The following is a 21,004-nucleotide window of genomic DNA, read 5'->3' on the forward strand; positions in this document are numbered from 1 at the left end:
GCCAAGCCCTTATAGTATCGAGTCGACAAATAGATGGATGCCCCCAGATGAGCGATGCGAACGGTCCGAAAAAACCCGCAGATGGCGACGCCAGGTCGGAGAGCGAAAAGGCATCTCCCGACGCGGAGGTGCTGAAGCCCGACGCGCAAGGGCAGGGCAAGAGCGCGGACTCCCAGCGCAAGCGCCCCAAAGTGCTGGACGGCAAGGCCGAGGAAGTGAAGGCCGATACGCCGAAAGGCGCCTCAGGGTCGGACAAAACGGGCGCGGCGGCCCAAGGCGCCGCGGCGCAGGGAGCAGCGTCCAAGAGCACCGCTTCGGGGTCGGGCAAGCCGGAGGCCGCTTCAACGGGCGGCAAGGGCGGCAGTGGTGGCAAGGGCAATGGCGGCGATGGCACGAAAGCCCCGCCGCCCGCGGCCTCCCCGGCCAGTCATCTCCATCTCATCAGCGGTCTCATCTCGGGGATCGCCGGCGCGGCGGCGGTGGTCGTCATTGCCTGGCATTTCGGTATTGCAAAGCCCGATGGCTCCGCCGAGACGGCTGATGCCGTGAGCGCCAACAAGCAGGCCATTGCCGATATCGCGGACAAGATCGACGGTCTGCAAAGCAGCCAGCCGGATGTGCAGGCCGCCATCGGCGATGCGCTTGAGCCCCTGGATGCGCGTCTTGGCGGTCTCGAGCAGGAAGTGGCCGCGCGGGGCGAGACGGCGGGCGCGGGCGGCGGCGCCTCCACGGAGGCGGTGGACAAACTCTCCGCCCGTCTCGACGCGCTCGAAGAACGCAATGCCGGGCTGGCGGACACGATCACCGAAGCGAACAAAGCCGCGGTCGCCGCGCAGAACCGTCTCGGCGAGATGCAGGCGCAATTGCCGTCTGCCGGTCTCGACGACAAGGTGGCGCGTCTCGACGCGATGATCGGCAAGCTCGGTGCCCAGATCGACAAGCTGGAGCCGCAGATTCAGCAGATCGAAACGCGCCTCGCCGCGTTGGAGCAGAAGGCCGACGATCCGGGTGCCGCGCAGCGTGCCGCGCTCGCGCTGGCGCTTGCCAATCTCTCCCGCGCCATCGAAGGGGCGGGACCGTTCAAGACCGAGCTTGAGACGGTCTCCTCCTTCCTGCCAAAAGAAGACGTGCCGTCGGAACTCGATGAGGCGGCGGTAAACGGCGTGCCGACGCGCGCCGCGCTGAAGGCGCGTTTCGAGCCGCTGATCGAGAAGATTTTCGATGCCGCCCGCCGCGAAGGCGACAGCAGCATCTGGGATCGTTTTCTTGCCAATGCCGCTTCGCTCGTCACCGTGCGGCGCACGGGCGAGATTTCCGGCGACAGCACGGAAGCCATCGTTGCGCGGATGGAAGAAAAGCTGAAGGAAGGCGATCTCGCTGGCGCGGTGGCGCAGGGCGAAGCGCTGAAAGGGGCCGCCGCCGAAGCGGCAGCGCCCTGGATGAGCGAGGCGCAAAAGCGTCTCGATGCGGAGAAACTCGTCCGTGAGCTGACGGCTCGTGTCACGGCGCGTCTTGCCGAACTGAAAGGCTGAGTTGCCCCATGCTGCGTGCCTTCTATATATTTCTCGTCATTGCGGCGCTTTCCGCCGTCGGCATCTGGCTTGCCGACAATCCCGGCCAGCTCGTCATGCATTGGCGCGGCTATGAGATCCGCACGAGTTTCGTGGTCGGGATCGCACTGCTTGCTGTCGTCTCTTTCCTCGCGCTGTTCATCTATCGTCTCTTTGTGAGTGCGATGGGCAGCCCGGCGGAGCTGACGCGCTATTTTCAGGAGCGGCGGCAGAAGAAGGGCTTCCTGGCGCTTTCGCGCGGCATGGTGGCGGTGGCCGCCGGGGATGCGGGCGATGCGAAACGCTTTGCAAAGGATGCGCGCGAGCTTCTCGATGCGCCGTCGCTGACGCTTCTCCTCTCGGCGCAGGCCGCCCAGCTTGAGGGCGACGATCAGGCGGCAGCGGGTTATTTCCGCCAGATGATCGCCACGCCGGAAACGGAATTTCTCGGGCTTCGCGGCCTCTTCATCCAGGCCAAGCGCACGGGCGACCGCGACGAGGCGCTGACAATCGCCAAGCGCGCCTTCAAGCTCCGCCCCAATACGCCCTGGGCGGCGCAGGCCGTTTTCGAGATCGAGGCGGCGGAAGAAAACTGGAAGGCCGCGCTCGACGTGCTGGACGCGGAACTGGCTTCCAAGCTGATCGACCGGGAGAAAGCGCGCCGTCGCCGCGCCGTGCTGCTGACCGCGCAGGCCCAGGAGGCGGAGGTCGCGGCCCGTATGCAGGCGGGCGATGCGGGCCGCAAGGCATTCGGCCGGGCTTTCCGGCTGGCCTCGGAGGCTCTGTCGCTTGCTCCCTATTTCCCGCCCGCCATGGCGCTTGCCGTGCGCGCCGCAGCGGCGACGGGACGCACACGCAAGGCGATGAAGCTCGTGCAGGATGGCTGGGCGCATGAGCCCCATCCCGATCTTGCGAGCGCCTGGCTGGAAATGGTCGAGGGTGAGAGTGCCTATGACCGGCTGACGCGGGCCTATGACCTTGAAAAGCTGGCGCCCGATCATGTCGAGAGCCGCATCCTCGTGGCGCGCGCGGCAATCGGCGCACGTGACTGGCAGGCCGCGCGCAAGGCGCTTGCACCCTTTACCGGGCCCGGCGCCGAAGAAGCACCGACACGCCGGGTGTGCGAACTGATGGCGGAGATCGAGGAAGGCGAGTTCGGCAATCGCGGCTCGTCGCGCGGCTGGCTTACCCGTGCGCTGCATGCGCCCGACGATCCGCAATGGGTGGGCGAGGCCTATCGCTCGCCGCGCTGGTCGCCGATCAATCCGGTCACGGGCGAATTCGATGCGCTGCGCTGGACGATGCCTGCCATCCGGCTGCCCGCATCCGGCATGCCGGGCGGAGCGGAAGGCGCGCCGGAAGAGCGGCATGAAAGCGTGGTCACTGAAACGGTCGAGCCGGAACCGTTTTCCGCGCCCGGCGACGATGCCCGCGACGTGACGGAAAAGCTTCGCTCGCCGGTTGCTCAAACAGCTGCGGCGTCCGCCGGGACGGCTGAAAAACCCGCGCCCGAAAAACCCGAGGCACCGAAATCCGATGCCCCGGTCAAGGCGTCACCCGCCGAAGACGATGCGAACGCGGAAGAAGACCTTGTCATCGTGCCGCCCGTGCCCGACGATCCCGGTCCCGATGGGGATGAGGACGAGGCGCGGGAGGGCTCGACGAAATGGTGAAACGCTTTGTCTGGGGGATCGTCGGGCTCGTCCTTGCCGCGCTGGCGGTGATCGCCATTGCGGCGGTTCGCTTCGACATCCCCAAGGATGACCTCATTGCCAAATATGCGCAGCCGCCATCACAGTTCATCGAACTGCCGGATGGCGCGGATGCGCATGTGCGTGTGCAGGGCAATGAGGCCGGGCCGGTGCTTGTGCTGCTGCACGGGTCCAACGCCTCGCTCCAGACATGGGAGCCATGGGCCGCGCAACTCGGCGACAGCTACCGCATCGTGACCATGGACCTGCCGGGCCATGGCCTGACCGGTGCGGTGCCGGGTGACGATTACAGCCGGAAGGCCATGGCGGATTTCGTCGATGAGGTGATGGTCGCGCTTGGTTTCGACCGTTTCGCCATTGGCGGCAATTCCATGGGCGGCGGGGTTGCCGCGCAATATGCGGTTGACCATCCGAACAAGGTAACGGCGCTGATCCTGGTCGATTCCGCCGGTATTCCGCGTCAGCATTCCGAGGATGAAAAGGCGCCGCTCGCTTTCGAGCTGGCCAGCAGCTCCATCGGCCGCGTCATCATGCGCTGGGTGACGCCGCGCGCGCTTATCGAGGAAGGCGTGAAGAGCGTCTTCGCCGATCCCTCCAAGGTGACGCCGGAGATGGTCGACCGCTATTACGATCTCACGCTTTACGACGGCAATCGCCGGGCGACCGCCCTGCGGTTCGCCGCTTTCAAGCCGGACGATGACAGTCTTGCCGTCCGCCTGCCGGATATCGAGGTGCCGGTACTGGTGATGTGGGGCGCGCAGGACCACCTCATTCCGGTTTCCGTGGCGGGAGAATTCAAAAAGTGCATCCCTCAGGCAAAGATCGTCACCTATCCCGATGCCGGCCATGTGCCGATGGAAGAAGTGCCGGCAGAAAGCGCGGCGGATGTGCGCGGTTTCCTGAGTTTTGCGCTGGGCGGGGCCTCCGGCCCGGCGACCGCGCCTGCCTTGCCGGATGCGCCTTAGGCCGCCTGTAACGTCTTTGCGGGAAAATCTTTGCGGCTTGCGCGTTTCCGCGGCGCAGGGATATTGCCAAAGGGCGCGCGCCGCGTTATTTGAGGTCCTCTTTCGGCGGCGTTTTCGAAACGCTCGCGATGCGGGCCGCTTTAGCTCAGTTGGTAGAGCACATCATTCGTAATGATGGGGTCGGGTGTTCGAGTCACCCAAGCGGCACCACTTTCCCCGAAATTCCACCGTTTTTCTCCGGTTGGGCAGATGCTGCTTGCTTATCCTTTCGACAGGATGCGCGCCATCAGCCCGGGAAAGAGACGGTTGAACCGTAACGCCCGCCCGGCCAGCGCGGGCGCGACGATCCGCGTCTTTACCGAAATGCCGTTGCGGATCTCCGTTGCCATGGCCTCCGGGCTTAGTTTGCCCTTGCCCCGGCCCTCGGTCATCGAGGTGTCAACGAGAGGCGGCACCACCTCGATCACCGATATGCCGACCGGGGCGAGCTGACGCCGGAGGGCATTGGTGAAAGAGGCGAGGCCTGCCTTGGATGCGGAATAGACCGGGGCGGAGGTCTTGGGGTGGCGCGACAGAAGCGAGGTCACATTGACGATCGTTGCTCCGGGCCGGCGGAAGAAGGGCATCAGGCCGCGCGTCAGTTGAATGGGAGCGGTCAGATTGATCGCGATTTCCCGGTCGATGCTGTTGCCGGCTATCTCACCGGTGCTGAGGTCGAGTGCATTCTGGATGCCTGCATTGTTGATGAGCGTGCCGACGGGCCGTCCTTCTTGCGCTACGGCGTCGACAACCTGACGAATGCCCTCGGGTGTGGAGAGATCTGCCTCGACCCGGATCGCGCCCGGCGCCGGGGTGCCGGAAAAGGAGCGGGCGACCGCAATGATCGGGCAGCCTTCATCCGAATAGAGGTCCGCCAACGCTTTCCCGATGCCTCGACTTGCGCCTGTGATGACGACAAGGTTTTTGTCTATGTCCGCTTGCATGCCCTGTCTCCGGTTGAGGTGCATACCCTTTTGAATAGGCGGTCGGCGGGCGCGGATATTGAAAGATCGCGCCAATTGCGGGGATTGCGCGCTGTGCGGAGTTTGGCGCGATCTTTCAATCCTCCCCTGTTGCGGGTGGCCATGATCGGCATGTCAGCAACAGGAGGACATTCCGCATGACACAGACTGTACAGCTGCCCGCCGTTCCGTCGCCCGACCGGGCTGCGGCCGTTTTTCTCATCCTTCACATCGTTGCGATGTTCGGCGCTTTCATGATGCTCGGCCCTGCTTTCGACTTTCCCGAGGTCCTGCGCTATCCGTCCGCCGACAGGTTCGCTCTCTTTGCCGCGAACCAGAGCGTGATCCGACCCACCTACTGGGTCCTCACCATGACGGGTGTCACCCAGATTCTGATCTCGGTGCTGCTCTTTCACGTTGCGGGTTCGCGGCGCGGGGCCTTTGCGACGCTTGCTCTTACATTCGGTACGCTGGCGGGTCTCTGCCAGGCGCTCGGTTTTGGCCGTTGGGTCATCCTGATCCCCTATCTGGTCGAACAGGCCGGGCTCGGTCAGGCGGGTGCGGGGCTTCTCGAGGGCGCCTTCAATCACTACTCCGGCATGCTGGTCGGCGAGCATCTCGCCAACATCTTCTGGGGCATCTGGTTGGCAAGCATGAACGTGACGCTGTTGCGGACCACGGATATCAGCCGGGGATTTTGCTGGTTCGGTCTCGTCATGTCGCCTGTCCTGATCCTGCTGGCGGGTGAGCAGATCGGGATTTCGGGCGATATTCTCGATCCGTTGGTGGATTTCGGTTTTCCGCTTCTCGCGGTGTGGCACCTCTTGCTCGCTGTTCAGTTGCTGCAGCGGCGAGGCGGTGCGCATTTCCAGCCGCTCGGGAGGGGATGGACGGTGGCCAGCGCAGCGCTTGCGGCCGGGATGGCGGCACCGGCGCTGCTATGATGCCGATTGGCGGCGCTGGGCATTGACTTGCCCCCGCCGGACCGGGGAGACGGGACATGGACGGATTCACGAGCACCGGGCTTGTCAGCCTTCTGGTCCGGATGCTTCAGGACAGGGCGCCGGACCTGCTGGACGGCATGGGACGGCCCGACCCGATGAAGCATGCGATCGAGCCGGCCGGGACCAAAGAACGTCTCGTTGCCCGGGCGATGGAGCAGCACGGTCCCGGCCTTCTCCTGTCGGTGGGGCATTATCTATCCGATGCGGATGAAACCCCGACGCTATCAGTCCTGACCCGCTCACCCGACCCAGCCGTTCTTGCCGAAAAATGGATGCGCCTCGAGCGCTATTATCATGCGACCCATCGCACACAGATCGCGGGCGAGGAGGAATGGGTCTGCAAGCGGATAAGCCAGGGGCAGCCGGCGACGCCGGGCGAGAACTGGCTGATCGCTGGGCTGCTTCTGGGCCTGGTCGCGAGCGTGATCGGCGACAAATGCGGGATCGAAGTCGCGGACGCCGCTGCGGATTTCAATGAGTTGAAAGAGGCGCCGTTCATCTCCGGCGAGACGGCCGAGCGTTTCCGCATTTACTGGGCCGGAAAGCTTCCTTCTGTCCTTCTTACCGGTGTCGGATCGGATACGGCGGACAGCCTCCCACTGGCTCATCGGTTGGCGGATATCATGGTCGCCGATATCGGCCGGAGCTGGAAAGTCGGCGATGCGGCGCGGGCACTGGCGCTTTCCTCCCGGTCGCTTCAACGGCGTCTCGGTGAGGAAGGGCGGAGCTTTTCAGGTGTGCTGCGCCGGGCCCGTATGAGGGAGGCAACACGGCTGCTGACCGATAGCGACACGGCGCTTTCGGAAATCGGCTATTGCTGCGGCTATGCCGATCAGGCCCATTTCCAGCGCGATTTTCTGCGGGCGACCAACATCACACCGCGTGATTTTCGTCAGTCGTTCAGAGAAGGCGCTTCCCGCTAAATGAAAGCCACTCCCGCGCGTGCCGGCGCATGGAGTGGCCCTTTAGTTCGATACCGGCTTCTTTTTTGTGATGTGCTCCCTGGGGGAAGCGGCCGGGATACTGCGCCGGTCGCGGTATCCGAGCAAGTTACGTCCGGGTAACCGGCCGGACAGCGTCAGCGCTGCTGGATGCCCCGATAGAGCAGGCCGCGATGATCGCGATGGCTCGGGGTTTCGGCATGGGGCTGGCGGTCGGAGCTGTATTCCTTGCCGCGATAATGCAGGTCCGTCGGTTTGCCCTTCGGGCCCTTCTTCGCTTCGCCATGATGATGCGCGCCGCGATAGTTCAGTTCGTCGTCCACCATTGCATCCTCCAATTGGCTCGCGTCTCAATGCGGTTTGCGTGAGCCCTGCTGATCCTTGTGCCGGACCTCCCATCCGGTCCGTTGTCGAGGATTATATGGGTAAGATGTGTAAGTTTGTCAACAACAGTCATTGGCGCGATTCCACAAACTTTGGACAGGCCTCTTTTCCGATGCTAGAAACTCAAGGATAGCAGGGGGTTAGCGGATATACGCGGGGTTCGTGCGCGAAGGTCCGGTGGTTCTCCCAATGATGTAGATAGCGGGTTAGACGGGTCGTTCAGGCGAATTCGGGCCCGCGCCGGAGTGGTTTCATGGAAAAACTGGATCAGCGCATCCAGCTCGTTGCCTCCAGAGAGTTCAACGATCTGGTGGATCAATGGAGACGGGCGCAGGCGGACCTGCCCTCCCGCTCGGAGGCGATCCGGCGTCTTGTCCATTATGGCCTTCAATACGACCAGGAATTTCCCATGCGCATGATCACGGCGATTATCCGGCCCCATAAATATGACGAACTGCGCGATGCGCTGGTGGCGCTGGGAATCGAGGGGATCACCAAGACGCAGGTGGCCGGTTTCGGCCGCCAGCGGGGGCAGACCGAGATTTATCGGGGGCGCGAATATGAAGTCACCGACGTGCCCAAGCTGCGGATCGACGTCGCCGTGCCTTCCGGCATGGTGGACAAGGCCCTTGCCGAGATCGAAAAGGTGACCCATACGGGCAAGATCGGCGACGGCAAGATTTTCGTCACGCCGCTGGAGCGGGTTATCCGGATCCGCACGGGCGAGCAGAACGAGAACGCCCTGGATTAGGTCGGGCAGGCCGGATCGGCGCCGATTGTTTCCGGGGCCAATGTTTCCAGGCTCCGCTGTGCAGCGCCAGATGTGTGAACCACATTAAAACTTCCCGTTTTTCCTAACGACCCGTTTACCTCCCCGAAACGAAGCCAGCCCTAAGCTGTCTCCGATCTGATGATTGCCTTTCGGGGGCTTTTCGCATGTATGCGGAGCGCATGGGGCGGAAGCGGCGGAAGACTTCGCTTCTCTCTCAATACACGGAAAACATGGGCGAACTGATGTCGCGGCGGCGCTCCGAAGAGGCGCTGCGCGCGGCCAAGCTCGAATCCGATCTCGCCAGCCGCGCAAAGTCCGAATTTCTGGCCAATATGAGCCATGAACTCAGGACGCCCCTCAACGCGATCATCGGCTTTTCGGAATTCATCCAGCATATGCAGGATACCGCCGCTCAGCAGGACCGGGTGGTGGAATATGCAACCCATATCTCCGGCGCCGGGCGGCATCTCCTGAACATTATCGGCGATATCCTCGATATCTCGAAGATCGAGAGCGGGAATTTCAAACTGGATCTCGGACGGCACGACCCGGCGGAGATCGTGGATTCCTGCGTTGCGATGGTGCAGCCGAGGATCAGCGAGAAGGGCCAGGTGCTCGAGGTCAAGATGACGCCGGAGCTGCCCCCGCTGATGCTCGACGAACGGCGGGTGAAGCAGGTCCTCATCAATCTCCTGTCCAATGCGCATAAGTTCACGCCTGCGGGCGGGCGGATCGTGCTGGTCGTTGCTTGCAACCGGAACAAGAGTGTCAGTTTCGCCGTGGCCGATAGCGGTATCGGCATGAACGAGACGCAGATCGCCAGGGCGATGACGCCGTTCGGCCAGGTCGAGTCGGCCTTTTCCCGCAGTCAGGAAGGGACCGGCCTGGGACTTCCGATCGCCGCGGCGCTGACGCGGCTGCATGGCGGCGAATTCCATATTTCCAGCGAGCCCGGGCAGGGCACCACAGTCGTATTCACGTTGCCTGAGACCAAGAAGGCAGCGGTCGAAGACAAAAAAAGGCGGTGAAACGTGACCAAGGGCATTACGGCACCTCGTCAGGCGCCTGACGGTTCGGGTATGGAAGCCAGCGGAGACGGTTCGGAGCGGCGGGGGAAACCCGCCTCGCCGCCGGTGCGGATCGCGCATATCGTTTCGGTGTCGGGCCCGCAGGCCGTGGCCGTGATGGAAAAGGTGCCGGGCGACAAGGGTGCCTTTCGCCGGCGCATTGAAATTGGTCAGCTGGTCAAGGTGCCGACGCGCGATCGTCAGGTCGTCGGGATCGTCTCTGCGGTCAGCGCGCCCGCGCCCTCGAATGCGGACGACCAGGTCGATATGGGTCTGGTCGAGATCAATCTCGCCGGCGAAGTGGTTGTCGATGGCAAGGACGGGCGGCTCAAATTTCAACGCGGCGTGTCCAGTCTTCCCACGCTTGGCGATCCCGTTCTGCTCGCCGACCGGCACGATCTGACGCGCGTCTACAACCAGCCGGGCAAGGCAACGGTGGAGGTCGGCAGCCTGTTTCAGGATGCCAATGTGCCTGCGAAACTTCTCCTCGACGACCTTCTGGCCAAGCATTTCATCGTTGTCGGGACGACGGGCTGCGGCAAGTCCTGCGCGCTGACGAGTATCCTGCAGCGCGTGCTCGTCGGTCACGAATATGCGCATGTGGTGGTCCTCGATATTCACAATGAATATCCCAGCGCCTTCGGCGCTCAGGCCGAGCTCATCAATGCCCGCAATCTCAACCTGCCGTTCTGGCTTTTGAACTTTCAGGAGCTGACGGCGGCGCTTGTCAGCCATGACAGCCATAACGATGCCGAAGTGGAAATTCTGAGCGACGCCGTTCTTTATGCGAAGCGGCGTTTTCATGACGCCTCGTCGGGCCGCGCCGCCATTGCGCGCCGCGTGGGCGAGACGGGCGGCATCACCGTCGAGACGCCGACGCCTTTCCGTCTTTCGGACGTGCTGTTCTATATCGACGACCAGCTCGGCAAGCTCGAACGCACGCGCACGACGGTGCCCTATCGCCGGCTGAAGAGCCGCATCGAAACGATGGTCAGCGACCAGCGCTACAGTTTCATGTTCGGCAGCCTGACCGTGCAGGACAATATGGCCGACGTGCTGGGCAAACTCTTCCGTATACCGAGCGATGGCAAACCGATCACCGTCATCGACCTTTCGACCGTGCCGCCGGAAATTCTCGATGTCGTGGTGTCAGTGATTTCGCGTATCGCGTTCGATCTCGCGGTCTGGAGCAAGGGGGGGCTTCCCATGCTTCTGGTTTGCGAGGAGGCGCATCGATACGCACCGGCTCATGGCGGCGACAAGTTCATGCCGACACGCCAGGCGTTGTCGCGTATCGCCAAGGAAGGCCGCAAATACGGCCTGTCGCTCGCGTTGGTCAGCCAGCGGCCCTCCGAACTCGATCCGACCATCCTGTCGCAATGTTCCACGGCGGTCGCCATGCGGCTTTCCACCGAGCGCGACCAGCAGGTGATGCGGGCCAATACGCATGACGGCGCGCTCGACCTTCTCGATTTTCTGCCGCTGCTCGGCGATCGCGAAGCGATCATTCTCGGTCAGGGCGTTGCCATGCCGATGCGTATCCGCTTCCACGATCTGGCGCCCGACACGCTGCCGCGCAATGTGAATGCGGCCTTCTCGCAATCGTGGAGCGCGCCCAATCTCGATCGCCAGGGGCTGGAACAGATCGTGGCGCGCTGGCGTGTCAGCGGGCGCGAACGCGATGCGGCCGAGCCGGGCGATCCCCAGGAAATCTGACGAGCCCGTTTCGACAGCTTTCGTCGGAACGTCGTTTGACACGCTGACAGCCGACCCTAGGATGCAGATATCTGCATGTGCTTTTCGCGCATTGTTGCCATGCATTCTCGAGGGTCCGATGGGGAAGAAGCGTCAGCATTCGGAAAAGGAGCAGCCGGAGAGTGCCGAAGGCGCGTCCCCGAAACCGTCCGAGGACGCACCGACAGGTGCCGTTCCCGGCTCGTTGACGCTCATTCCGGGCCAGCAGGGCAAGAAGCTCCAGACCCTTCTCGAACTCATCGACGCGGTGAACCGGCTCCATTTCGAGCTGGGGGCGATGGCCGCGCGTATCCATGGCGAGGCCGATGCCCGTGCGCCGCACCGGGCATTGCTGCGCAATCTCATCGAGATGGGTCCGCGCACCGTGCCGCAATTGGCAGGCCTCAGATCTGTTTCCCGGCAGTTCATCCAGAAGCTCGTCAACCAGCTCCTGAAAGAGGGGCTGGTCGAGTATATCGACAATCCCGCCCACAAGCGCTCGCGGCTGGTGCGGATTGCCCCGCGCGGCTATGCCGCCTACCGCGCCATGCGGGACCGCGAGGCGCCGGCAGGCAAATGGCTGGCCGGCGGATTGTCCAAATCGGACCTTCGAACGGCGCTGGACGTGCTGAACGTGCTCGAGGCGAAAGCGGCCGGCTATACGGTTGCCGGAGAGGGCGAGCCGACCGTGGAAGCGGTCAAGGAAACCGGCGATCCCTCTTCCGACGGGTCTGAACGGTCCGCCTCTTCCTGATATTTTTCACCTGCTTTGGGCGCGCGGACCGGTTTCTTCTCCCGCCTGGGAGGAGAACCATCTTCACGATATGGCGAGTCTGATTCGGAAGGTCATGTTGCGGCGCACATCATCAGTGTGCGGTGCAATATGTTCCGGAAAGCTTGCCGTTGCGTCCGTCGGCCGTGTCAAAAATGTCATACCGTGGGCGAATGTGGAGCGCTTCTCCGTATCCGGCCCTTTCTCCGGCTTGACTTGGCTCCTCAATAAGGGTGGGCTTGCGACTGAGGGATGCTGACTGGCCGGGGGGAGAACAGTCGATCGCTTCCAGATTACACCTCCCGATCCAGCTGCAAAGTTAGTGAAGACGTCGAGGATCGAGGAGGATCACTCAATGATAAAAAGGAGCTTGCGCGCGGCGCTGCTGGTTGGCGGTGTCGTGGCAACGGCGCTGGGGGTTTCCCCGAGCGCCGTACAGGCCACTGAATTCAGCTTCGGGGATGTTAGCGTAAACGTCGATAATACCGTTTCGTTCGGTGTCGGCATCCGCGCGTCCAACCAGGATTGTACGCATATTGCTATTGCAAATGGCGGTTGCGCGGCCAGCAATGGCGCGTCGATGGGCCTGAACGATGATGATGGGAACATCAACAACGGTCCTGGCGTGCCCTATACGATGACGGGCAAGATCACGACCGATATTAGCGCCAGATATCAGAACTTCGGTGCGTTCCTTCGTATCAAGGGGTTCTACGACTATTGGGCGGATGAGCATGTCGGCCGTCGTAGCTCCGGATACGGGACGCGGCCGCTTGAGGACGCCGTTCGCGGTAGCGATGCGCATCTCTCGGCATCTCGGGACCTGTCCATTCTCGATGCCTATGTCTATGGCAATTTCGATATCATGAACCAGCCGGTCTCGCTGCGCGTGGGCAAGCAGGTCATCAACTGGGGTGAAAGCCTGTTCATTCCGGGCGGCATCAGTTCCTACCTGCCGGTGGATCTGAGCGCGCTGCGCACGCCGGGTTCGGAACTGAAGGAAGCCTACAAGCCGGTTCCGGCCGTCTATTTCAACATGGCGCTGCCGGCCAATTTCGCAATCGAGGCCTTCTGGCAGTTCAACTGGGAGAAGCTGACGGTCGATTCCTGCGGCACCTTCTTCGCCGGTTCCGATGCGGGCTGCGAAGGCGGCCGCTACATCATGCTGGGTGCCGAGTATCCGGGTCCGGTTCTCATTCCCCGCACGGCGGATGAAGATGGCGAGGACACCGGTACTTGGGGTGTGGCGATCAAATACTATGCCGATTGGTTGAACGGCGGTACCGACATGGGCCTTTATGCCAATCGCTATAGTCTGGTGGCTCCGATAGGCACCTTTACCGCGGCGGACTATGCTGCTGCGACGGCCGCTTTCCCGGGCGGTCCCTATACTGACACCGCGGGTGCATGTGGTGCTCTGGGTACACCAACCTTCTTTGGTTGTGCGGCTGCGAACTTGGAGACCGTGATTGGCGCTGCTGCGTCGACGAAGAAGTATCTGCTGCAATATCCGATGGTTACGCAGTTCGGTTACAGCTTCAATACGACAATTCCGATCCTGGGTGGCTCGGCGCTGTCGGGCGAAGTGTCTTATTCGCCTAACATGGCGTTTGCGCTCAGCGATACCAACATCAACTGTAACGATCTGGCCAATGGCGATCTCGGCGGTTTTGTTTCTTCTACGACGCCTTATACGGTTGCCAACAGTTCGTTCTGTGAAAGCTACAACCCGGCATCTGCCGGAGAGGCCTATCGTGGTTATGCGCGCCATGATTCCGTAACAGGTCAGCTTGGTCTCATCAGTACGCTGAACCCGTCTCACCCGGTGACGTCGTCTATCGGGTCTGATCTGGTGATCCTCATCGCCAATGCCGGCTTCCAGTATCTGCCGGGTGTCGATAGCGCGACGAGCGGTCTTGCCGCGCCGCGTGCGGCGAACGTGACTAACAATCCGTTTACGACGGCGATTCTTGGCGATTCTGCTTGTTCGCAAATCAATGGCGTTGGTGCGATTGTTGCTGGCTCGTGCCGGGTGAAATACGCCTCGCAGTTCTCGACGGGCTATCGTTTCTCGTTCATCGCGGACTACAACAATGCCTTCGATACGCCCTGGACGCTTTCGCCGAATATCAATTTCGCGCACGACGTCTCGGGTTATTCCGCCGGTCCGGTCGGTCCCGGCTTCGTGCAGGACAAGAAAGCCGTGTCTATCGGCCTGACTGCCAATCTGCGGTCGGTGTGGAAGGCGAATTTGTCTTACACCCACAACTGGGGTAACCCGTTCCGTAACTTCTCGTCCGACAAGGATTTCGTCGCGGCGAGCATCTCCTACGCCTTCTGATCGGCGGGTGAGACGACGAAAAACGGGCCCGGCGGCAGAGATGCTGCCGGGCCTATTTCTTGTGCACCGTATTTTCAGGAGGCAGGTTTCGCGGGCGGGTGCCGGGACGCGGCGCTCTTTCCGGGTGTGCGGGAATAACGTCCGTAGGCAGAATAAATCCGGGTGGCGGGTCTTTGCCCCCGGGATGTGTCGACGGACGCACTTCATTAAAAAGATTTAATGAAGTGCGTGGAAAAACTGGCGGAAAATGAACGGCGAGCGATGCTCGGGGGACACAGAAATACAGGGTGAACCGTTTGCCGCGGTCCTTTGTTTTGCTATGATCTTGCCAGAATAGGCGGGGAAACCGGCCTTGGCGTGTACGTGAGTTTCGGACGCGTCAGAAGCCTCATAAGAATCCAGTGGAGGGAACGTAGATGAAAAGGACAACCATGCTGGTGTCCGCCCTTGTGTTCGGTGCGCTGTCCACCAGCGCCCTGGCCAAGGTGCCGCAAGCACAGGTAGACCGTCTGGGTAACGACCTTACCCCGATGGGTGCCGAAAAGGCCGGTGACGGCGGGGATATTCCGGCCTGGACCGGTGGTCTGCAGACCGTGCCCAGCAATGTGAACTACAAGCCGGGCGACAAACTGGCCGACCCGTTCAAGGACGATCCGGTCAAATACACGATCACGTCTTCGAATGCCGGTCAGTATGACGACGTGCTGACGCCGGGCTACAAGGCCCTGCTGTCGACGTACAAAGACTACAAGATGAACGTCTATCAGACGCGTCGTAGCTGCGCTTATCCGGATAAGGTTTACGAAGCGAACAAGCGCAATGCGGCGGTCGGCGAACTCGTCGGCGGCGGCTCGGGTATCTCGAAGGGCATTTTCGGCTTCCCGTTCCCGATCCCGAACAACGGGCTTGAAATGATCTGGAACCACACGCTGCGTTACCGCTCCTTCAAGGTGGTGCGTCAGTTCGCTGCGGCGCCGGTGACCCGTTCGGGCGACTACACGATGCAGATCGTGCAGGATGAGGCGATCCTCGCCTGGTCCGACCCTGCCGTGAAGAGCGCGGAAGATCTGGACAACATTTCGCTTTACTACATCGCCAACACGATCGCCCCGGCCCGTTCCGCGGGTAACGTGATCCTGGTGTATGAAGCTCTCAACGCCGAGAAGCAGCCGCGTCAGGCCTGGCAGTACAGCCCCGGTACGCGTCGCGTGCGTCGTGCGCCGAATATCGCCTACGACAATCCCGGCACGAACTCCGACGGCCTGTCCACGTCCGACAGCTTCGACGGTTATAACGGCGCTCCGGACCGCTACGACTGGACCGTTCTCGGCAAGCACAAGCGTGTGGTCGCCGCGAACGATTACGAAGCGGAATCCACGTCTTATGACGAGTTCATCAAGCCGCTTCACCTGAACCAGGACAAGGTCCGCTACGAGCTGCGCCGTGTCTGGGAATTCGAAGCGAACCTGAAGGCCGGTACGCGCCACGTCTATTCGCGTCGCGTCTATCACAATGACGAGGACGCCTGGCAGATCTCCACGGCGGAACTCTATGACGGCCGCGGTCAGCTCTGGCGCGTTCAGGAACTGCACCAGCTCCAGCGCTACAATGTGCCGCTCTGCGGTTCGGGCGCGGAAATCGTCTATGACCTGCAGGCCGGCCGCTACCTGGCGCTTGCCATGCAGAACGAAGAGCCGCCGGTGAACTACTTCGCCGACGAGATCGACAAGAACCGCTACACGCCGAACGCCATCCGTCAGATGGGCGTTCGCTAAAAAGACCCTCCCTTTCGGGAGAGCGGCCGGGCCCCGGAGAAATCCGGGGCCCGGTTTGTTTTCAAGGCCGGTTTTGCCGGAGTGAGCCCGGACTTTGCCGTCCGTTTCCGGACAGGGGGAGGCGTCTCAGCGGCAGGTACGCCATGGCCGGCGAGGGTCCCGGCCCTTGAAAAAACCACGACTTTGCCAGCAGTTCCGGCCATGCGCGTGCAAATTTACCGCGTTTGATTTCCGTTGATGCATGACGCGCCGGAACGCGCTATAAGACCGGCTGACCAAAATGACGGCCGCGAAAAAAGAATAAACGGGGCGGTCGTCGGGCCTGTGGTCCTTCCGAAATCCGGACCCGGTATGCCGGGGAATAAAGGGGTAGGGGGAGCAGGTTGTCGCCTATGTGTCGCCGGGAGGCGAGCCCGGGAACATCTTTGCGCTCGTTCAGGCGCGGACGGGATGTTCCAGTGCTGTTTAGACGATCGGCATCTGTCTTCGGGGAAATTGCCTGACAGCATGTCGATCTAAGTGAGGAGCCCTAGGGACCTATGAATTCGAGCATTCAAAACATTACGCAGACGATTACGCGTGCGCTGGCCTGCGGCGCCGTCGCGGCACTCGTCGCTTTCATGCCCCTGACCGCCAAGGCTGCCGACGACGCGGCACAGGGCCAGAATGGCGGCCAGAAAGACGAAATCGAATACGCCACCCAGTCGAAGCTGGCTGCGAAAGAGCTTCTGCTCGCCGCTGCCTATGCCGGCGACCGCATCGTCGCGGTGGGTGAGTTCGGCAATGTGGTCTATTCCGACGACCGGGGCCAGACCTGGACCCAGGCCAAGACCGTGCCGACACAGGCAACGCTGACCGACGTCACTTTCATTACCGACAAGCTCGGCTATGCCGTCGGCCATGATGCGATCGTGTTGCGGACGCGCGATGCCGGTGAAACCTGGGAACGCGCTTTCTACGATCCGAAATCCGAAACGCCCTTCATGACGGTGCTGTTCGAATCCAAGAAGCACGGCTTTGCCATGGGCGCCTTCTCCAAATTCGTCGAGACGAAGGATGGCGGCGAGACCTGGAAAGAGCGGACGCTGAGCGAAGGCCTCCTGGACGACTATCATCTCAACGGTGCGTTCGAGACGAAGTCCGGTGCGATCTTCATTGCCGCCGAATTCGGCGTGGTCTACCGCTCGACCGACGACGGCGCCAGCTTCGACCGTATCCAGACGCCTTATGAAGGGTCGTTCTGGGGCGGCCTTCCGCTCGATGATGGCTCGGTGATGGTCTTCGGCATGCGCGGCAACGCATATCGCTCGTCGGATAATGGCGAGACCTGGAAGAAGGTCGATACCGGTACGGACAAGTCCATCGCGGGCGGCGTCCAGCTCGACAAGGATCACGTCGTGCTGGCCGGTCTGCAGGGCTATGTCGGTTACAGCGACGATGGCGGTGAGCACTTTACGGAAGTCACGCGGGCTGACCGTCTCGGTTATTCCGCCGTGGTGAAGGGTGCCGACGGCCAGATCATCGTCTTTGGTGAGCCGGGTGCGAAAGTCATGCCCGATACCGCTGCCGAAGCCGAGAAGGCTGTGGGTGCCAGCTATTCGATCGCCAACCCTTCCGGTAGCTGATCGATACTGTCTTCCGAATTTCAGAAAACCCCGGCCTGTCGGCCGGGGTTTTTTTATGTGTTTCCTTCCATCGGCTTCCCTCGCTCCTCTTTCAGCGTCACAATCGTGAAAACAGAAAAGAAGATGCCGGCGAGGAGGCCGGCAAGGCAGGGAGGACGAGATGGCAGAGAGTGAGGCTGTCGATTTTTCAGGCTATGAGCGTATCAAGGCGGCACGGCGCGGGCGCGTTCTGACGCTGAGTCTCAGCAATCCGGGAAAGCTCAATGCCGTCGACGCTGTGATGCACCGTGAGTTGTCGCGCATCTTTCTCGATGCCGCCGACGACCCGGCCTCCGACATCATCGTGCTGACGGGCGAGGGCGCCCATTTTTCGGCCGGCGGCGATCTCAACTGGATGAAGCAGGGGTTTGAGGAAGGTACGAAAGGGCCGGACGCTGCGGAGGCCAAGCGCATCGTCTTTTCGCTACTCGATCTTGAAAAGCCGATCATCGCCAAGGTCGCAGGTCCCGCCATCGGGCTCGGCGCCACCATCGCGCTTTTCTGCGACGTGATTTTCGCTGCCGAAACTGCGCGCTTTGCCGACCCGCATGTCCGGGCGGGTATCGTCGCGGGCGACGGTGGCGCGATCATCTGGCCTCAGCTCATCGGTTATGCGCGGGCGAAGGAATATCTGATGACGGGCGACGCGATTTCCGGTGCCGAGGCGGCGCGGATCGGCCTCGTCAACTATGCCGTGCCCGAGGATGAGCTGGATGCGCGTGTCGACGCTTTCGCCGACAAGCTGGCGGGCGGCGCGCAGATGGCCATCCGCTATTCCAAGGTGTCTGCCAATATCGGGTTGAAGCAACTTGCCCATTCCATTCTCGATACCTCGGTAGGTTATGAAATGGTGACCTTCACCACGGACGATCACCGCGAAGCGGTGCGTTCCTTCCTCGAAAAACGCCAGCCGCGTTTCACCGGCAAATGACCGGGAGTTCCGAGATGGGTGCGTCCGCCGCGGAGGGAGAGATGAATTTCGACGAGCCGGAGCATGTCCGCATGTTGCGGGACAATGTCGCGCGTTTCGTGCAGGCGGAAATGCCGCGCGAGGCCGCGCGGGAATGGGACCGCGGCAATATCTATCCGCGAGAGGTCATGAAGAAGCTCGCCGGTATGGGGCTGATGGGCCTGACGGTCGAGGAGCGTTATGGCGGCGCAGGGATCGACATCTATGCCACCATGGCCGTGATCGAGGAACTGGCGAAACGCTCCGTCGCGGTTGCCTGTCCCTACATCATGGCCGTTTGCTATGCGGGCATGAATCTCGGCGAGAGCGGCAGCGAGGCGCAGAAGCAGGAATTGTTGCCGCGCGTGGCCGCGGGCGAGCTGCTGTTTGCCTATGGTCTGTCGGAACCCAATGTCGGCGGCGATCTTGCCATGGTGGAAACCAGTGCGCGTATTGAGGGCGAGGATCTCGTCATCAACGGCGCCAAGCGCTGGTGCACCGGCGCGCATATCGCCGATTACATTTTCTGCCTGCTGCGCACGGGGCCGAAGGAGGAAAAGTACAAGAACCTTTCCATCGTTCTCGTGCCGCCGACGCTTCCCGGCATCACGATCACCCCGCTCGGGCATGTCGGCATACGCGGTGTGGAAACCAAGGATGTGACATTCGACGATGTGCGTGTGCCTCTTGCGAATGTGCTGGGCGGTCCGGAAATGATCGGCCGGGGCTGGCAGCAGCTCGCGGGCCGTGCGCTGGAAGTCGAAAAGCTTGAGCTGTCGGCCTGTGCGCTCGGCCTTTCCGAAGCTGCGCTCGACGATGCATGGCGCTATGCCGAGGAGCGGACGCAATTCGGAGGTCCTATCGCGCAGCATCAGTCGATCCGCCATGAGCTTGCCGATGCTCGCACACGGGCTCGCGCCATGCGGCTCATGCTTTACAGCGCGGCCTGGCTTGCCGACCATGGCCGGCCCTGTTCGGTCGAAACGTCGATGGCGAAACTGTTCTGTTGCGAGGGGGCGGCGGCGATTACGCAAACCGCCATGCGCGTCACGGGCGCCTATGGACTTTCCGACCAGATGGATATGGAACGCTATGTACGCGATGCGATGAGCCTGCCCATCGTGGGTGGGTCGTCGAACATGCAGAAAAACAATATTGCAAACCGGCTGAAGCTGGGGGCATGAGGCAGGGAGGAAATATGGCGGAGGATATTCTGGCAGCAGCCGAGGCATTGTCCGGCGAGTTGGCGCAGCGCGCCGCGGAGGTGGAGGCCAATCGTTTTCTGCCGCAGGACCTCGCATCCAAATTCGCCGCTGCCGGTTTTTACCGGCTCTGCGTTCCGGAGGCTTGCGGCGGGCTCGAGGCCAATCCCCGCCTTCTGGTGGAGGTTGTGGAGCGGCTGGCGCGCGGCGATGCGTCACCTGCCTGGTGTGTGATGATCGGTGGCACGACGGGGCTTCTCGCAGGCTTCATGGCGCCTGATGAGGCGCAGGCCGTTTTTGGCCCACCGGACGTTATCAGCGCCGGCGTTTTTGCGCCGCGCGGCAAGGCGGTGCGGGAGGTACGCGACGGCGTTCCGGGCTACCGCGCCACGGGACGCTGGCAATGGGGCTCGGGCTCGCGCAACGCGACCTGGATCGCGGGCGGGTGCCTCATCATGGGCGAGGACGGCAAGCCGGAAATGGCGCCCGAGGGCGTCCCGCAAAACCGGATGCTGATCTTCCCGGCCGGCGAGGTATCGCTGCTCGACACCTGGGATGTCTCCGGCCTCAACGGGACCGGGAGCACGGACTTCGAAGTGAAGGATGTGTTCGTGCCCGAATCCCGTGCGATCAGCCTTATCTCCGACAAACCGCTTCAGCGCCCGCTCTATGCCTTCCCGACCTTTGGACTTCTCAGCATCGGCATAGCGGGCGTAGCGCTGGGGGCAGCGCGGGGCGCCATCGACGATCTCATCGACACGGCAACCGTGAAGAAGCCGCAAGGCTCATCCAAGACGCTCGCCGAACGCGCCAAGGCGCATCTCGATGTCTCCGAAGCGGAGGCGCTAACCCGTTCCGCCCGCGCCTATCTCTACGAGACCATAGACGCAGCCTGGGAGGCGGCGACGCAGCATGGTGAAATCACGGAAGCTCATCGCCGCGATCTGCGTCATGCAAGCGTTCATGCCGTGAAATCGGCGGGGCGGACCATCGATCTGATGTATACGCTGGCAGGCGGTTCTTCGGTCTATCGCAGCCATGCCCTGCAGCGCCGCTTCCGCGATATTCATGTCGCCACGCAGCACGCGATGGTGGCCGATGCGACCTATGAGCTGACGGGGCGCCTGTTTCTCGGTGTGCCGACCAACACCGCGATGCTTTAAGGGGAACT

17 protein-coding genes and 1 tRNA gene are annotated in these 21,004 nt (G+C 62.2%); 16 read left to right on the forward strand and 2 right to left on the reverse strand.

The features are described 5' to 3' along the window. Positions 1 to 47: 47 nt before the first annotated feature. The 4 genes from ACSSVQ_RS11175 to ACSSVQ_RS11190 all read left to right on the forward strand — a co-directional run bounded on the left by ACSSVQ_RS11175 (position 48) and on the right by ACSSVQ_RS11190 (position 4,437). On the forward strand, positions 48 to 1,532 hold the full coding sequence (locus ACSSVQ_RS11175) for a mitofilin family membrane protein (protein ID WP_454183106.1): 1,485 nt from the start codon (positions 48 to 50) through the stop codon (positions 1,530 to 1,532). An 8-nt stretch (positions 1,533 to 1,540) separates the two neighbouring features. Further along, complete coding sequence (locus ACSSVQ_RS11180; protein ID WP_454183108.1) at positions 1,541 to 3,223, forward strand: heme biosynthesis HemY N-terminal domain-containing protein; 1,683 nt, start codon at positions 1,541 to 1,543, stop codon at positions 3,221 to 3,223. After that, on the forward strand, positions 3,217 to 4,227 hold the full coding sequence (locus ACSSVQ_RS11185; RefSeq protein ID WP_454183110.1) for an alpha/beta fold hydrolase: 1,011 nt from the start codon (positions 3,217 to 3,219) through the stop codon (positions 4,225 to 4,227). The genes ACSSVQ_RS11180 and ACSSVQ_RS11185 overlap by 7 nt, the downstream gene beginning before the upstream one ends. 134 nt (positions 4,228 to 4,361) lie before the next feature. Then, a tRNA-Thr gene (locus ACSSVQ_RS11190) sits at positions 4,362 to 4,437 on the forward strand. 50 nt (positions 4,438 to 4,487) lie between these two features. Here ACSSVQ_RS11190 and ACSSVQ_RS11195 read toward each other — a convergent pair. Beyond that, complete coding sequence (locus tag ACSSVQ_RS11195) at positions 4,488 to 5,210, reverse strand: SDR family NAD(P)-dependent oxidoreductase (protein WP_454183112.1); 723 nt, start codon at positions 5,208 to 5,210, stop codon at positions 4,488 to 4,490. A gap of 176 nt (positions 5,211 to 5,386) precedes the next feature. On the opposite strand from ACSSVQ_RS11195, the gene ACSSVQ_RS11200 reads away from it, so the two are divergent. Next, positions 5,387 to 6,172 (forward strand): DUF4386 domain-containing protein, encoded by a 786-nt coding sequence (locus ACSSVQ_RS11200; protein WP_454183114.1) that lies wholly within the window; start codon positions 5,387 to 5,389, stop codon positions 6,170 to 6,172. A 56-nt stretch (positions 6,173 to 6,228) separates the two neighbouring features. Next, on the forward strand, positions 6,229 to 7,155 hold the full coding sequence (locus tag ACSSVQ_RS11205; RefSeq protein ID WP_454183116.1) for a helix-turn-helix transcriptional regulator: 927 nt from the start codon (positions 6,229 to 6,231) through the stop codon (positions 7,153 to 7,155). A 155-nt stretch (positions 7,156 to 7,310) separates the two neighbouring features. On the opposite strand, the gene ACSSVQ_RS11210 is transcribed toward ACSSVQ_RS11205, so the two are convergent. Continuing rightward, a complete protein-coding gene (locus ACSSVQ_RS11210) occupies positions 7,311 to 7,499 on the reverse strand; it encodes a hypothetical protein (protein ID WP_454183118.1) in 189 nt (62 codons plus the stop codon). Positions 7,500 to 7,966: 467 nt separating this feature from the next. On the opposite strand from ACSSVQ_RS11210, the gene ACSSVQ_RS11215 reads away from it, so the two are divergent. From ACSSVQ_RS11215 to ACSSVQ_RS11260, 10 genes are all read left to right on the forward strand, one after another. Further along, a complete protein-coding gene (locus tag ACSSVQ_RS11215; RefSeq protein WP_167095826.1) occupies positions 7,967 to 8,308 on the forward strand; it encodes a P-II family nitrogen regulator in 342 nt (113 codons plus the stop codon). Positions 8,309 to 8,559: 251 nt separating this feature from the next. After that, positions 8,560 to 9,357, forward strand: a complete 798-nt coding sequence (locus ACSSVQ_RS11220) for a sensor histidine kinase (protein WP_454183119.1) — start codon at positions 8,560 to 8,562, stop codon at positions 9,355 to 9,357. 3 nt (positions 9,358 to 9,360) lie between these two features. After that, positions 9,361 to 11,112, forward strand: coding sequence for an ATP-binding protein (locus ACSSVQ_RS11225; protein ID WP_454183121.1), 1,752 nt, complete (start codon positions 9,361 to 9,363; stop codon positions 11,110 to 11,112). Positions 11,113 to 11,230: 118 nt separating this feature from the next. Next, positions 11,231 to 11,884: a MarR family winged helix-turn-helix transcriptional regulator gene (locus ACSSVQ_RS11230; RefSeq protein ID WP_454183123.1), complete on the forward strand. Its 654-nt coding sequence runs from the start codon at positions 11,231 to 11,233 to the stop codon at positions 11,882 to 11,884. Between the two features lie 373 nt (positions 11,885 to 12,257). Further along, positions 12,258 to 14,243 carry a DUF1302 domain-containing protein gene (locus ACSSVQ_RS11235; RefSeq protein ID WP_454183125.1) on the forward strand — a complete coding sequence of 662 codons (1,986 nt, stop codon included), beginning with the start codon at positions 12,258 to 12,260 and terminating at the stop codon, positions 14,241 to 14,243. Positions 14,244 to 14,659: 416 nt separating this feature from the next. Next, positions 14,660 to 16,018 carry a DUF1329 domain-containing protein gene (locus ACSSVQ_RS11240; RefSeq protein WP_454183127.1) on the forward strand — a complete coding sequence of 453 codons (1,359 nt, stop codon included), beginning with the start codon at positions 14,660 to 14,662 and terminating at the stop codon, positions 16,016 to 16,018. A gap of 539 nt (positions 16,019 to 16,557) precedes the next feature. After that, a complete protein-coding gene (locus tag ACSSVQ_RS11245; protein WP_454183129.1) occupies positions 16,558 to 17,643 on the forward strand; it encodes a WD40/YVTN/BNR-like repeat-containing protein in 1,086 nt (361 codons plus the stop codon). Positions 17,644 to 17,803: 160 nt separating this feature from the next. Continuing rightward, positions 17,804 to 18,613, forward strand: coding sequence for an enoyl-CoA hydratase/isomerase family protein (locus ACSSVQ_RS11250; protein WP_454183130.1), 810 nt, complete (start codon positions 17,804 to 17,806; stop codon positions 18,611 to 18,613). 14 nt (positions 18,614 to 18,627) lie between these two features. After that, positions 18,628 to 19,815, forward strand: a complete 1,188-nt coding sequence (locus ACSSVQ_RS11255; RefSeq protein WP_454183132.1) for an acyl-CoA dehydrogenase family protein — start codon at positions 18,628 to 18,630, stop codon at positions 19,813 to 19,815. Between the two features lie 14 nt (positions 19,816 to 19,829). Then, positions 19,830 to 20,996 carry an acyl-CoA dehydrogenase family protein gene (locus tag ACSSVQ_RS11260; protein ID WP_454183133.1) on the forward strand — a complete coding sequence of 389 codons (1,167 nt, stop codon included), beginning with the start codon at positions 19,830 to 19,832 and terminating at the stop codon, positions 20,994 to 20,996. The last annotated feature ends 8 nt before the right edge of the window (positions 20,997 to 21,004 follow it).

Source organism: Parvibaculum sp. MBR-TMA-1.3b-4.2, from assembly GCF_053628815.1.

Coding starts and splice junctions, on each gene's coding strand:
- ACSSVQ_RS11250 (WP_454183130.1), top strand. CDS start 17,804: ATGGCAGAGAGTGAGGCTGTCGATTTTTCAGGCTATGAGCGTATCAAG.
- ACSSVQ_RS11180 (WP_454183108.1), top strand. CDS start 1,541: ATGCTGCGTGCCTTCTATATATTTCTCGTCATTGCGGCGCTTTCCGCC.
- ACSSVQ_RS11260 (WP_454183133.1), top strand. CDS start 19,830: ATGGCGGAGGATATTCTGGCAGCAGCCGAGGCATTGTCCGGCGAGTTG.
- ACSSVQ_RS11210 (WP_454183118.1), bottom strand. CDS start 7,499: ATGGTGGACGACGAACTGAACTATCGCGGCGCGCATCATCATGGCGAA.
- ACSSVQ_RS11175 (WP_454183106.1), top strand. CDS start 48: ATGAGCGATGCGAACGGTCCGAAAAAACCCGCAGATGGCGACGCCAGG.
- ACSSVQ_RS11240 (WP_454183127.1), top strand. CDS start 14,660: ATGAAAAGGACAACCATGCTGGTGTCCGCCCTTGTGTTCGGTGCGCTG.
- ACSSVQ_RS11220 (WP_454183119.1), top strand. CDS start 8,560: ATGGGCGAACTGATGTCGCGGCGGCGCTCCGAAGAGGCGCTGCGCGCG.
- ACSSVQ_RS11200 (WP_454183114.1), top strand. CDS start 5,387: ATGACACAGACTGTACAGCTGCCCGCCGTTCCGTCGCCCGACCGGGCT.
- ACSSVQ_RS11235 (WP_454183125.1), top strand. CDS start 12,258: ATGATAAAAAGGAGCTTGCGCGCGGCGCTGCTGGTTGGCGGTGTCGTG.
- ACSSVQ_RS11205 (WP_454183116.1), top strand. CDS start 6,229: ATGGACGGATTCACGAGCACCGGGCTTGTCAGCCTTCTGGTCCGGATG.
- ACSSVQ_RS11185 (WP_454183110.1), top strand. CDS start 3,217: ATGGTGAAACGCTTTGTCTGGGGGATCGTCGGGCTCGTCCTTGCCGCG.
- ACSSVQ_RS11245 (WP_454183129.1), top strand. CDS start 16,558: ATGAATTCGAGCATTCAAAACATTACGCAGACGATTACGCGTGCGCTG.
- ACSSVQ_RS11255 (WP_454183132.1), top strand. CDS start 18,628: ATGGGTGCGTCCGCCGCGGAGGGAGAGATGAATTTCGACGAGCCGGAG.
- ACSSVQ_RS11215 (WP_167095826.1), top strand. CDS start 7,967: ATGCGCATGATCACGGCGATTATCCGGCCCCATAAATATGACGAACTG.
- ACSSVQ_RS11195 (WP_454183112.1), bottom strand. CDS start 5,210: ATGCAAGCGGACATAGACAAAAACCTTGTCGTCATCACAGGCGCAAGT.
- ACSSVQ_RS11230 (WP_454183123.1), top strand. CDS start 11,231: ATGGGGAAGAAGCGTCAGCATTCGGAAAAGGAGCAGCCGGAGAGTGCC.